We start from the raw sequence: 12,735 nt of genomic DNA on the forward strand, positions 1-12,735 counted from the left end.
GAAGCATCCGGAGTCGCCTACCTCAGATGTCGAGGAAGCGGACGTCCTTCGCGTTGCGCTGGATGAACGTGCGGCGGGACTCGACGTCCTCGCCCATCAGCACGCTGAAGATCTCGTCCGCGCTGGCGGCGTCTTCGATGGTCACCTGGCGCAGGGTGCGCGTGGTGTGATCCATCGTCGTCTCCCACAGCTCCTTCGCGTTCATCTCGCCGAGACCCTTGTAGCGCTGCACGCCGTTGTCCTTCGGGATGCGCTTGCCGTTGTCGAGGCCGTGCTTGAGCAGAGCGTCGCGTTCGGCATCCGAGTACACGTACTCGTGCGGCTGGTTCGACCACTTCAGTCGGTACAGCGGCGGCATCGCGAGGTAGACGAATCCGGCCTCGATGAGCCCGCGCATGTAGCGGAACAGCAGCGTCAGCAGCAGCGTCGTGATGTGCTGGCCGTCGACGTCGGCATCCGCCATCAGGACGATCTTGTGATAGCGGGCCTTCTCGATGTCGAAGTCCTCGCCGATGCCGGTGCCGAAGGCCTGGATCATCGCCTGGACTTCCTTGTTGGCCAGAGCCTTGTCGAGACGTGCGCGCTCGACGTTGAGGATCTTGCCTCGCAGCGCCAGGATCGCCTGCGTGTGCGGGTCGCGTCCCTGCACGGCCGAGCCGCCGGCCGAATCTCCCTCGACGAGGAAGATCTCGCTGATCGACGGGTCCTTGCTCGTGCAGTCCTTGAGCTTGTCGGGCATCGCCGCCGACTCGAACACGCTCTTGCGACGCGCTGTCTCGCGAGCCTTGCGAGCGGCGAGCCGAGCGGTCGCCGCGTCGATCGCCTTGCGGATCACGTTCTTCGCCTGGGCGGGGTTGCGCTCGAACCAGTCGCCGAGCTGATCGCCGACGACCTTCTGGACGAACGCCTTCGCCTCGGTGTTGCCGAGCTTCGTCTTGGTCTGCCCCTCGAACTGGGGCTCGCCGAGCTTGATGGAGATGACGGCCGTCAGACCCTCGCGGACGTCGTCACCGGAGAGGTTGTCATCCTTCTCCTTGAGGAGGTTGTTGGCACGGGCGTACTTGTTGACGAGCGTCGTCAGTGCAGCACGGAAGCCCTCTTCGTGAGTGCCGCCCTCGTGAGTGTTGATCGTGTTGGCGTAGGTGTAGACGTTCTCGGAGTACCCGGTCGTCCACTGCATCGCGATCTCGAGCGAGATCTTGCGCTCGGTGTCCTCGGCCTCGAAGTCGATGATCTCCTCGGTGACGACCTCGGCGTGACGCACCTTGTTCAGGTACTCGACGTAGTCGACGAGGCCGCGCTCGTAGAGGAAGACGTCGCTGCGCTGCTTCGTGACCGCCTGGCCGTCCTCTTCTACCTCGTAGGTCGCACCCTCGCGCTCGTCGTGCAGCTCGATGCGCAGCCCCTTGTTGAGGAACGCCATCTGCTGGAAGCGGGTGCGCAGTACGTCGTACTCGAACTCGACGGACTCGGTGAAGATCTCGGGATCCGGCCAGAACGTGATGTCGGTGCCGGTGGCGTCGGTCGGCTCACCCTTCTCGAGCTTCTGCTGGGGAACACCGCCATCCGCGAATCTGTGGTGCCAGGCGAAGCCCTTCTGCTTCACCGTGACGTCGAAGCGGGTCGACAGTGCGTTCACGACGGACGAGCCGACACCGTGCAGACCGCCGGAGACGGCATACGCGCCGCCGCCGAATTTTCCACCGGCGTGCAGGATCGTGAGCACGACCTCGACGGTCGACTTGTTCGGGTCGGAGGAGTGCGGGTCTGTGGGGATGCCACGACCGTTGTCGACGACGCGAACGCCGCCGTCGGCGAGGATCGTCACCAGGATCGTGTCGGCGTAGCCCGCGAGTGCCTCGTCGACGGAGTTGTCGACGATCTCGTAGACCAGGTGGTGCAGACCACGCGGGCCCGTGGACCCGATGTACATGCCGGGGCGTTTGCGCACGGCTTCGAGGCCTTCGAGGATCTGAATCTGGTCGGCACCGTAATCGGTGGACGGCTCCGTCGCCGGGGTGTGACCGTTAGTGGATTCAGGCTCGTCAGCAGGAATTTCAGGCGTCATCAGAGGGCGTTCTCCACATCGATATCTCGAATACCCAGTCTAGCGTCATCAAGACCGGTTCATCGCGCTGAACGGCCGTGTGTGGCCCTGAAATCGCCTCGGACCCCATTCGTGGTGTCCTACCCGTAGGTATCGCGAGGGCCCCGCCCTGGGACGGCTCTGGGCCCCCATTTCCAAGAAGGGACGTCCGGACCGATGAAACGGAGGTTGTCCACACCCGCCTGCGGGTAGCGCCGGCCGATCTCGGTGAGGATGGTCGCGCGCATGAACTGCAGGTTCTTCGCCCAGGCCGTCGAATCGCACTTCACGGTGAGCATCCCGTTCTCCAGAGATACCGGTTCGGAGTGCTTGGCGGTGTCGGCTCCCGCGAGATCCGCCCACTGCCGGACGAGATCTTCACGTGCGAGCGTGATCTCCCACCCGGCCTCGCGGCTGAGCTTGTCGAGCACGGAACCGAGCGCCCCCGGGTCACGACCCGGGGTGAACGGAGCGTTGTCATCGTCATCGCGGATGCGGCGCTTGCGCTTCCAGCTCTTGGAGCTGGGCTTGAGTCCGCGCAGGCGCAGGTAGGTCGCGACCGTCTCCGGGGTCTCAGCGTCGGTCATTCGCCCTCCTCTCCTGTCGATTCGGTCCCTGAGCCTGTCGAAGGGTCGCGGTCGTCGCTGATCGTACCCGCATGGATGCGGACGACGTGCCGGTGGAGCGGCTCGGGAATGTCCTCTTCGACCGCGGCGGTGACGATGACCTGCTCGTACCCGACCGTCAGGCCCGACAGTCGCTGTCTCCGGTCGGCGTCGAGCTCGGCGAAGACGTCGTCGAGGATGAGCACGGGGTCGCCGGCGGGGGACTCCGCTCGCAGCAGCTCGGCGGATGCGAGACGGAGGGCGAGGGCGACGGACCACGATTCGCCATGGGATGCGTATCCCTTGACCGGCAGGTCGCGGACCCGCAGCAGCAGGTCATCGCGGTGCGGGCCGACGAGGGTGAGTCCTCGGTCGAGCTCCTGGTTCCGCTTGGCCAGCAGGGCTGCGCGGAATTGGTCGGCCAGCGCGCCACGAGAATCGGATGCTTCGACCTCGCCCTCTTCCGGGTCGCCGCCGCGCACCGACAGCGCCCACTCGAGCTCCGGCTTGTGGTCGGCGCCCGCGATCGCCGTGTACGCATCGGCGAGAGGCTGCTGCAGATCGGATGCCAGGCGCAAGCGCGCCTCGATGATCTCGGATCCCAGAGCGACCAGCTTGTCGTCCCAGACATCCAGAGTCGTGAGAGCCTCACCGCGGATGCCGCGAGCCCTGGCCGACTTCAGCAGCGCCGTGCGCTGCTTCAGCACGCGGTCGTAGTCGGCGAGCACACCCGCCATGCGCGGGGTGCGCTGAATCAGCAGCTGATCTGCGAATCTTCTGCGGGAGGACGGGTCTCCTCGCACGATCTGCAGATCCTCCGGTGCGAAGAGCACCACGTGCGCGTACCGGGGGAGCTCGCTCGTCTTGGAGGGCGAGCCATTGATGCGCGCCTTGTTCGAACCCTGTCGATTGATCTGCACCTCGGTGAGCACACGCCTCTCGCCGACGGAGAGGCGGGCTCGGATCACCGCGAAGTCCTTGCCGTCTCGGACCATCGGAGCATCCGCCGACACCCGGTGCGATCCGAGAGTCGCCAGGAAGACCACGGCCTCTGCGAGATTCGTCTTGCCCTGGCCGTTGCGGCCGACGAGAACGTTCGGCCCTGGCAGAAGGCTCAGATCAGCGGTCGCGTAATTGCGGAAGTCGACCAGGTTCAGGTGCTCCACAATCACGGGTTCAGCCTACTTCGGGGGTGTGACACCGAGTTCGCAGCGGCACGGATGCCTCGGGTGACGGACCTCACGAGTGGGTTCGCTACGCGATGGATGCCTTCGTCGGGACATGCCCTCCCTCGGCCTTCGGCCGGGCTCCCGCCAGACCCGGTGCCAGCCCGTCGGAGGCATCCATCGCTTCGCTCGGAACGCTGACCGGCCGGCTGATGAAGGAACAGTCGAGGAAGAAGGATCAGCGCAACAGGAGGTTCGGCTGAAGCAGGTACTTGAACGAGTCAGAGCCGGCCTGGTCGACCGAGGTCTGGCTCGTGATGAGAACCGGGCTGAGCTTGTTCGCATTGTCGCTCGACGTGAACGTGACGCGGACGAACTCGCTCTTGACCGCGCTCAGCGCTTCGGTGAGGTACTGGGGGTTCAGACCGAGAGTGACATCGGCGCCTCCGGAGAGGTGGGCGTCGACCGACTCAGATGCGCGTGCCTGCTCGCTGCCCGAAGCATCCATCGTCACGCTGTCGGACGTGAATGTGAAGCGCAGCGGAGCGGCGCGGTCGAGCACGAGGGCGACACGACGCACCGCCTCGATGAGATCGGCGGTGTTCACGACCGCGTAGTGCTCGGTCTGCTCGGGGAACAGTCGGCGGACCGGCGGGAAGTTGCCCTTGATCAGCAGCGACGTGACCGTCTTGTTGCCGGCGGTGAAGGCGATGATCTCGCGGTCGCCGCTGCCGGAGAAAGCGACCTGGATCGTGCCGGCGTGACCGAAGGTCTTGCCGACCTCGGTGAGCGTGCGGGCAGGGACCAGAGCGGTCTGCTCGGCGGCTTCGCCATCCCACGGGACGTCGCGAAGCGAAACGCGGTAGCGGTCGGTGGCGACGAGGCTCAGGTTGTGACCTGCGACCTCGAGCTGGACTCCGGTCAGCACGGGGGTGACGTCGTCACGGGATGCCGCGAACCCGACCTGCGCGATCGCGGTGCCGAAATCGTCAGCCGGGACGACGCCGGAAGATCCAGACACCTCGGGGATCGACGGATATTCCTCGACGGGCATCGCAGCCAGCGTGAATCGAGCCGAACCGCAGGTGACCGCGATGCCGCCGTCCTCCTCGACGGCGATCTCGATCGGGGCGTTGGGCAGACGGCTGGCGATGTCGGAGAGCAGACGTCCGTGGACGAGGATCGTGCCGGGGGTGTCCACCGTGGCGTCGATGGTCGTGCGAGCCGACGCCTCGTAGTCAAACGCCGAGAGGGTCAGACCCTCGTCACCCGCCTCGATGAGCACACCTGCCAGGATCGGCTGCGGATTGCGCTGCGGGAGCAGCTTGACGACGAACGACACTGCTTCGCTGAAGACATCGCGGTTGACCTGGAACCTCACGGGCTCTCCCTCGTCGTGAATTACATGACCTGAGAGGCGTGACCCACCTCAGGGGTTCCCATCGTATCCCCAGAGCGCAGATGCGCCATACGCCGGACTTCCCACATCTTCGAGGTGATCGGATGCCGGCTCTAGAGGATTAACTTCTTAACAGTGTTAACACCTGTGGATACTGTGGATAACTCGGTGGATAGCAACGCTCCGTAGGGAACTACACGTTTGTGAGATGTGGAATTCGTGAGGAATCCGGGCGAAAACAGGTGGTCAGTCGCATCCGCTCGTCGACGAGTTATCCACAGTATGCCGCGATCCGCACACATTCGTCCCGAGCGCGGACCGTATTCATCCACAAGTTATCCACATGTGCAAAGCGGCATTTAAAGGGATGCCGGCGGCTGCTGTCAAGACTTCCGAGGGGACGTTTTCAGCGTCGACCGAGCTGCGTGGTGATCTCGGTCACCTGGTTGTAGATGGAGCGGCGCTCCTTCATGAGGTCGCTGATCTTCTTGTATGCGTACATCACCGTCGTGTGGTCGCGGTTGCCGAAGAGCTGCCCGATCTTGGGCAGTGACAGGTTCGTGCGCTCCCGGCACAGGTACATCGCGATCTGCCGAGCCGTCGCGATCTGCTGCGAGCGGCTCGAGCCGTACAGATCGTCGACGGTGAGCTTGAAGTACTGAGCGGTCGCCGAGATGATGTCGGTCGGCGAGATGATGTTGTCCTCCGCCGTGTCGACGATGTCGCGCAGAACGGTCTGGGCGAGCGAGATGTCGAGCGGCGAGCGGTTCAGGCTCGCGAAGGCCGAGACGCGGATCAGGGCGCCCTCGAGTTCACGGATGTTCGACGAGACGATCGTGGCGATGTACTCCAGGACGTCATCGGGGATGTGCAGCGCCTCGCTCTGCGCCTTCTTGCGGAGGATCGCGATACGGGTCTCGAGGTCGGGAGCCTGCACATCGGTGATGAGACCCCATTCGAACCGGCTCCGCATCCGGTCCTCGAAACCGGTGAGGTGCTTCGGCGCGACATCACTGGTGATCACGATCTGCTTGTTGTGATCGTGCAGCGTGTTGAAGGTGTGGAAGAACGTCTCCTGCGTCTCGGCGCGACCCTGCAGGAACTGGATGTCGTCGATGAGAAGGATGTCGACGTCGCGGTATCGAGCCTGGAAAGCCGAGCCGCGGTTGTTCGCGATCGAGTTGATGAAGTCGTTCGTGAACTCCTCACTCGAGACGTACCGCACCTTCACTCCTGTGTAGAGCGATTGCGCATAGTCGCCGATCGCGTGGAGGAGATGGGTCTTGCCGAGCCCCGAGTCGCCGTAGATGAACAGCGGGTTGTACGCCTTGGCCGGCGCTTCGGCGACGGCGACCGCAGCGGCGTGCGCGAAACGGTTGGACTGACCGATGACGAAGTTGTCGAAGGTGTACTTCGGGTTGAGGCGCGATTCATGGCGCATCGGTGTCGGCTGTTCGATGGTGAGATCGGTGCGCGGTGCCTCGGGGCGGCCGAAGTCGGCGACCGCGATCGGCGCGGTCGGCTGCTCGGCGAGCTCGTGGTTCACGACGACGCGGAAGGACGTGACCTCCTGGCCGAGGTGCGCCAGACCTTCCATCAGCGGCACGCGCAGACGCTTGTTGATCTGCGCCGCGGTCAGGTCATTGGGGACGTCGAGGTAGAGGGTGCCGCTCATGACACCGGCGGGTACGGCCAGGCTCAGGAAACCCTGAAGCTGCGGAGTGACACGATCGTCATGATCGAGCAGCTCCAACACCTGTGCCCAGATCGGAACGTCGGGCTGGGCAGGTGAGGACATGGTGCTCCGGGCAGTGGCTCGCGTCGGGGTGGGCGAATCGGCCCGGCTCCCCTGTGGATAACTTCGGATGCCACGGTAGTCATCGAAGCTGTGCAGGGCAACCTGCCTGTGGAAAACCGGGGGCGTGTCCTGCGTGTCACGAAAGTCGCAGTTGTGGATAATTGGTGTGCGAAGTGGCTCGTGCGCCAGGCGCCCAGCGCGGGGAATTTGCTCTCTGCGCCGCCAAGACGTACCCTTAATCGGTTGACTTATGCCCGGATCTGGGCAGTTCCCCAATGTCTCCGGTCGTACTCTCCCGGTGACGCCATTCCCGGAGTGATTCCATGAGCAAGCGTACGTTCCAGCCCAACAACCGTCGTCGCGCTAAGAAGCACGGCTTCCGCGCTCGCATGCGCACCCGCGCCGGCCGCAGCATCCTGTCGGCTCGTCGTGCGAAGGGCCGCACCGAGCTCTCGGCGTAAGCCCTGAGCCCGGAACCGCTGTGCTCGCCCGTCCGTTCCGGCTGACGCGAGGCACTGACTACAGGTCAGTCGTCCGTCGCGGTGTCCGGTGCGGGGGCGCCCGAGTCGTCACCTCCATGTTGACGACGGGGGAAGCGCGCGAACCCCGATTCGGGTTCATCATCAGCAAGCAGGTGGGTACCGCTGTGATCCGCAACACCGTGCGCCGTCGGCTCAAGGCCGTGTGCGCAGGCGCGATCGCCGGGGTCCCTGAGGGCACGGATGTCGTCATCCGTGCCCTTCCTGCGTCTGCGTCAGCGAGCTTCGCCGAACTCGAAGCCGACGTGACGCGGTGCCTGGCACGTCTGAATCGTGCGCAGGCCACATCATGAGCGCGCTGCCTTCGTATGCGATGGGCACGGGACATCTGCGTGCCCGCGACGTCGCGCGCAGCATCCCGCTCATCCCTCGCAATCTCGTGCTGGGATTTCTCACCGCCTATCGGGCTGTGATCTCGCCGATCTACGGGGACGTCTGTGCGTACTACCCTTCGTGCTCGGCTTACGCTGTAGGAGCGGTGCAGCAGCACGGTGCGATCAAGGGAGCCGCGCTCTCTGCGTGGCGCATCCTGCGCTGCAACCCCTGGAGCAAAGGCGGCGTCGACGACGTCCGCCCACACGACCATTTCCGACACGACCTGACCGCACGAGGTTTCGTCGTACCTTCTCGAAAGGACTGAACAGTGGGTCTTGACCTTCTGCTCGCCTCTGCGACACCCACGCCGACCGACACCGGTGGCGGCTTCGATCTGCTCGGCACCATCCTGTGGCCCCTGAAGTGGGCTGTTGAACTCATCCTGGTCGCCTGGCACTGGCTGTTCACCGCTGTGGGCCTGCCGGCGGCATCCGGAATCACCTGGATCCTGTCGATCATCGGTCTTGTGATCGTGGTTCGCGCCTCAGTATTTCCCCTGTTCGTGCGGCAAATCAAGAGCCAGCGCAAGATGATGGAAATCGCTCCTGAGATGAAGAAGATCCAGGAGAAGTACAAGGGCAAGAAGGATCAGCTCTCTCGCGAGGCGATGAGCCGCGAGACCATGGGCCTGTACAAGAAGCACGGCACGTCGCCGATGTCGAGCTGTCTGCCGCTGCTCGTGCAGATGCCGATCTTCTTCGCGCTTTTCAGCGTGCTCAACGACGTCAGCAAGCATGCCATCGCCGGCCTCGGTGGAGTCGGACTGCTCAGTCCCGAGCTCACCAAGGAGTTCTACGACGCCACGATCTTCGGAACTGTGTCGCTGCACGGCACGCTCGGTCAGGCTGTCGAGACGCAGAACACGATCGCCATCGTCCTGCTGGTGATTCTCGTCGTGCTGATGATCGGCTCGCAGTTCTTCACCCAGCTGCAGATCATCTCGAAGAACCTGTCGCCCGAGGCCAAGACCGGCCAGGCGTACCAGATGCAGAAGATCATGCTCTACGTGCTGCCGCTGGGCTTCATCTTCTCGGGTGTCTTCTTCCCGCTCGGTGTCGTCGTCTACTGGTTCATCTCGAACCTGTGGACCATGGCCCAGCAGTTCCTCGTCATCCGCGAGATGCCCACGCCCGGCTCCGAGGCCGCGAAGGCTCGCGAGGAGAGGCTTGCTCGAAAGGGCAAGGCGATCGACTCGTCGGGCAAGGTCGTTCCGATGGCGGCTTACGAAGCGGAGCAGAAGCGGATGCTGGAAGAAGTAGAGAAGGCCAAGCAGGAGGCTCCCAAGCGTCAGCAGCCGGTGAGCAAGAAGCGCGCCAAGAAGAAGGGGTCGAACTGATGGCCGTGGACAACGTCGCAGAGCGCTCTGAACCTTCCGTGGAGCAGCTCGAGCTCGAGGGTGACGTCGCCGCCGACTTCATCGAGGGACTGCTCGACATCGCCGACATCGACGGCGACCTGAACCTCGACGTCCGTCAGGGACGTGCGTACGTCTCGGTCGAGTCCGAGGATTCCAGTCTTTCCGTGCTTGCGGATCCGGACACCGTGCAGGCGCTGCAGGAGATCACCCGTCTGGCCGTGCAGAGCAAGACCGGTTCGTTCTCACGTCTGATCCTCGACATCGGGGGATCACGCGACGCTCGCCGTCGTCAGCTGGAGAAGCTGGTGGATGCCGCGGTCGTGAAACTGGACGAGGGAGCATCGCAGGCTTCACTTCCTTCCATGTCGAGCTACGAGCGCAAGCTGGTGCACGACATCGTGGCTGACCGCGAACTCGTTTCCGAGTCGTACGGCGAGGGCGCAGACCGTCACACGGTCATCCGCCGGCGCTGATGTTTCACGTGAAACGTTGCTGAGGTCGCTGGGATGACTGTTGAGACCGAACCCGATGCCGCGGCCGCGCTGTTCGGTGACCGCATCGACCTGGCCAGGGCGTTCACGGCGAACCTCGCTGCGCAGGGAGAAGAGCGAGGATTGATCGGCCCGCTCGAGCTGCCCCGCCTGTGGACGAGGCATGTTCTGAACAGCGCCATCGCTGCACCGCTGTTCCATGGGTCCGCGGCGGACATCGGATCCGGCGCGGGACTTCCCGGTGTCGTGCTCGCTATCGCACGCCCCGATGTCACCTGGGCTCTGATCGAGCCGATGGAGCGACGCGTCACCTGGCTCACGGAGCAGGTAGACGAGCTTGGACTCTCCAACGTCACCGTGATTCGGGCCCGAGCCGAAGAGGTCGTGCCGAAGCAGTTCGACGTCGTCACCGCCCGCGCGGTCAGCGCGTTGCGGACTCTTTTGCCCTGGACCGCGCCGCTCGTACGCGACGGAGGAGAGCTCGCGTTGCTCAAGGGGCAGAATGCTTCCGCCGAGATCGAAGCTGCGGCCAAGCAACTCAAGAAGTACCGGCTGAGCGATGTGCGGGTGGATGTGCTCGGCGAGGGCGTCCTAGCCGAGACGACGCGCGTTGTGCGCGCCAAGGTTCGCGTCGTCTGACCGTCTCCGCAGGCAGTGATGTTTCACGTGAAACATCGACTCGGGAGTGCGTGGATGCGGTCGCGGTTCGTTGACCGAGCGGAGCGAGACGAAACGGGCTGAGCGAGGAGCTCCTCGGCGATGGGTCGAAGCCCTCCTGCAGACAAGCCGCACCGGGCTGCGGCTTCGACTCGTTTCGCTCGCTCGCCCCGTTTCGTCTTCGCCGTCTGCGACGGCTTCGCTCAACGACCATGGGATGCCCGGTGGAAATGTTTCACGTGAAACATCGTGCGGCTCTCACGCCCGCGAGTAACCGAGCACTGAGGGAGCCAAGTAGAGTGGAACGCGGCCATCGAGAGGAGTGGATGTTTCACGTGAAACAGTCCGAGAAGACAACGCCGAACGAGGCTTTCGGGATCGATACGCCCCTGGCTCGCGAAATCGCCGATCTGAGTGCTCGCCGCCGCAACCTCGAGAACGTCGAGGTCACCTTCACGGGTGAGACCCGCGTTCTCACGGTTTCCAACCAGAAGGGCGGCGTCGGCAAGACCACGACAGCCGTCAACATCGCTTCCGCGCTCGCCTCCTTCGGAGCGAAGGTGCTCGTGATCGACCTCGATCCGCAGGGAAATGCATCCACAGCCCTCGGGGTCCCGCATGATGCGGAGACCCTGAGCGTCTACGACGTGCTGATCGATGATGTTCCGCTCGCCGACATCGTTCAGCAGAGCCCGGAGGCCGAGACGCTGCTGTGCGCGCCGAGCACGATCCACCTCGCCGGCGCCGAGATCGAACTCGTGTCGCAGGTTGCCCGTGAGCACCGCCTCCGCCGCGCCCTCGACCAGTACATCGCTGACCACCCGGTCGACTTCGTCATCATCGACTGCCCGCCCTCGCTGGGACTGCTGACGATCAACGCCTTCACGGCGGCATCAGAGGTCTTCATCCCCATCCAGTGCGAGTACTACGCGCTTGAAGGCCTCAGCCAGCTGCTCGGCAGCATCCAGATGATCCAGAAGCACCTCAATCCCGGTCTTCACCTCTCGACGATCCTGCTCACGATGTACGACGGTCGCACCCGCCTGGCGCAGCAGGTCGCCGATGAGGTCCGCAATCACTTCCCGGAGCAGGTCCTGAACACGGTGATCCCGCGTTCGGTGCGTGTTTCCGAGGCCCCCAGCTTCGGCCAGACGGTCATCGCGTACGACGGGTCCTCCGCCGGCGCGATCGCGTACCGCGAGGCCGCTGTCGAGATCGCGTCCCACAAGACGCAGAGCAAGGAGAACTGATGGCGAAGCGCACTGGGCTCGGTCGAGGAATCGGCGCACTCATCCCCACGGCCGACCAGACCTCGGCGCGTCCGGTGGACGTGTTCTTCCCCGGAGGGACGATCCAGGCCCCACCGACGAGCGGTGAGCCGGAGAAGCAGGATGCTCCGGAGGCCGAGCTCGAGTCTGTTCCCGGCATCCACCTGATCCAGATCGACCCGACGACGATCGTTCCGAACCCTCGTCAGCCGCGTACGCACTTCGACACGGAGGATCTGGCCGAGCTCGTCCACAGCGTCCGCGAGTTCGGCGTCCTGCAACCGGTGATCGTCCGGAAGAACACGGACGGCGACTACGAGCTCATCATGGGGGAGCGGCGCACCCGCGCCGCACGAGAAGCCGGCCTCGAGACCATCCCCGCGATCGTCCGCGACACCGCCGACGAAGATCTGCTCCGCGATGCCCTGTTGGAGAACCTGCACCGGTCAGAGCTGAACCCGCTGGAAGAGGCATCCGCGTACCAGCAGCTCCTCGAGGACTTCGGCATCACGCAGGAGGAACTGGCCACCCGCATCGGCCGGTCCCGCCCACAGATCAGCAACACGATCCGTCTGCTCAGGCTTCCCGTTCCCGTGCAGCAGCGCGTGGCGGCGGGAGTCCTGTCGGCCGGTCACGCCCGCGCCCTGCTGTCGCTGGACGACCCGGAGCAGATGCAGAAGCTCGCCGACAAGGTCATCAACGAGGACCTCTCTGTGCGTGCGACCGAGGCAGCCGCCAAGGCGTTGCCAGCGGCCGGCGCCAAGAAGGTGAAGCCCCAGCCGGGCGCGCGCCGTGCGTACCTCGACGAGGTATCCGGCAAGCTCGGAGACCGCCTGAACACCCGCGTCAAGATCACACTCGGCGCGCGAAAAGGCCAGGTCGCGATCGAATTCGCGTCAATCCAGGACCTCAACCGCATCCTCTCGGAGCTGGGTGAGGAGCAGTACGGATCCTGACGGATTCCGCCCGTCTCCGCGCCCCGTCCCCGTCCGGC

At 64.5% G+C, this 12,735-nt stretch carries 13 protein-coding genes; 8 read left to right on the plus strand and 5 right to left on the minus strand.

Translation table 11 applies throughout. From position 1 onward, the window contains the following. Positions 1-22: 22 nt before the first annotated feature. The 5 genes from gyrB to dnaA form a co-directional block, all read right to left on the minus strand. Positions 23-2,068: a DNA topoisomerase (ATP-hydrolyzing) subunit B gene (gyrB, locus tag KHB019_RS09800; protein WP_230104139.1), complete on the minus strand. Its 2,046-nt coding sequence runs from the start codon at positions 2,066-2,068 to the stop codon at positions 23-25. A gap of 119 nt (positions 2,069-2,187) precedes the next feature. Next, positions 2,188-2,673 carry a DUF721 domain-containing protein gene (locus KHB019_RS09805; RefSeq protein WP_230104140.1) on the minus strand — a complete coding sequence of 162 codons (486 nt, stop codon included), beginning with the start codon at positions 2,671-2,673 and terminating at the stop codon, positions 2,188-2,190. Then, entirely contained in the window at positions 2,670-3,863 is a 1,194-nt protein-coding gene (recF, locus tag KHB019_RS09810; protein WP_337458829.1) for a DNA replication/repair protein RecF, read from the minus strand. The genes KHB019_RS09805 and recF overlap by 4 nt, the downstream gene beginning before the upstream one ends. 232 nt (positions 3,864-4,095) lie before the next feature. Further along, positions 4,096-5,238 (minus strand): DNA polymerase III subunit beta, encoded by a 1,143-nt coding sequence (dnaN, locus tag KHB019_RS09815; RefSeq protein WP_230104142.1) that lies wholly within the window; start codon positions 5,236-5,238, stop codon positions 4,096-4,098. 424 nt (positions 5,239-5,662) lie between these two features. Then, complete coding sequence (gene dnaA / locus KHB019_RS09820; RefSeq protein WP_230104143.1) at positions 5,663-7,054, minus strand: chromosomal replication initiator protein DnaA; 1,392 nt, start codon at positions 7,052-7,054, stop codon at positions 5,663-5,665. Positions 7,055-7,377: 323 nt separating this feature from the next. Here dnaA and rpmH point away from each other — a divergent pair, with 323 nt between their 5' ends. The 8 genes from rpmH (at position 7,378) to KHB019_RS09860 (ending at position 12,697) form a co-directional block, all read left to right on the plus strand. Further along, on the plus strand, positions 7,378-7,515 hold the full coding sequence (gene rpmH, locus KHB019_RS09825; RefSeq protein WP_005054680.1) for a 50S ribosomal protein L34: 138 nt from the start codon (positions 7,378-7,380) through the stop codon (positions 7,513-7,515). Positions 7,516-7,535: 20 nt separating this feature from the next. Beyond that, the gene (rnpA, locus tag KHB019_RS09830) at positions 7,536-7,886 is read left to right on the plus strand and encodes a ribonuclease P protein component (protein ID WP_325471606.1); all 351 of its coding nucleotides are present in this window, start codon (positions 7,536-7,538) and stop codon (positions 7,884-7,886) included. Continuing rightward, the gene (yidD, locus tag KHB019_RS09835; protein ID WP_230104145.1) at positions 7,883-8,233 is read left to right on the plus strand and encodes a membrane protein insertion efficiency factor YidD; all 351 of its coding nucleotides are present in this window, start codon (positions 7,883-7,885) and stop codon (positions 8,231-8,233) included. Before rnpA ends, yidD begins: the two co-directional genes overlap by 4 nt. Before the next feature lie 3 nt (positions 8,234-8,236). Further along, complete coding sequence (gene yidC, locus KHB019_RS09840) at positions 8,237-9,304, plus strand: membrane protein insertase YidC (RefSeq protein WP_230104146.1); 1,068 nt, start codon at positions 8,237-8,239, stop codon at positions 9,302-9,304. Next, complete coding sequence (locus tag KHB019_RS09845) at positions 9,304-9,798, plus strand: Jag family protein (protein WP_230104147.1); 495 nt, start codon at positions 9,304-9,306, stop codon at positions 9,796-9,798. The genes yidC and KHB019_RS09845 overlap by 1 nt, the downstream gene beginning before the upstream one ends. A gap of 33 nt (positions 9,799-9,831) precedes the next feature. Continuing rightward, the gene (gene rsmG / locus KHB019_RS09850; RefSeq protein WP_443193203.1) at positions 9,832-10,455 is read left to right on the plus strand and encodes a 16S rRNA (guanine(527)-N(7))-methyltransferase RsmG; all 624 of its coding nucleotides are present in this window, start codon (positions 9,832-9,834) and stop codon (positions 10,453-10,455) included. Between the two features lie 344 nt (positions 10,456-10,799). Next, the gene (locus tag KHB019_RS09855) at positions 10,800-11,723 is read left to right on the plus strand and encodes a ParA family protein (protein WP_230104148.1); all 924 of its coding nucleotides are present in this window, start codon (positions 10,800-10,802) and stop codon (positions 11,721-11,723) included. After that, a complete protein-coding gene (locus KHB019_RS09860; RefSeq protein WP_230104149.1) occupies positions 11,723-12,697 on the plus strand; it encodes a ParB/RepB/Spo0J family partition protein in 975 nt (324 codons plus the stop codon). The genes KHB019_RS09855 and KHB019_RS09860 overlap by 1 nt, the downstream gene beginning before the upstream one ends. Positions 12,698-12,735: the final 38 nt, after the last annotated feature.

It is taken from the genome of Microbacterium sp. KHB019, assembly GCF_037285405.1.
Taxonomy (GTDB): Bacteria; Actinomycetota; Actinomycetes; order Actinomycetales; family Microbacteriaceae; genus Microbacterium.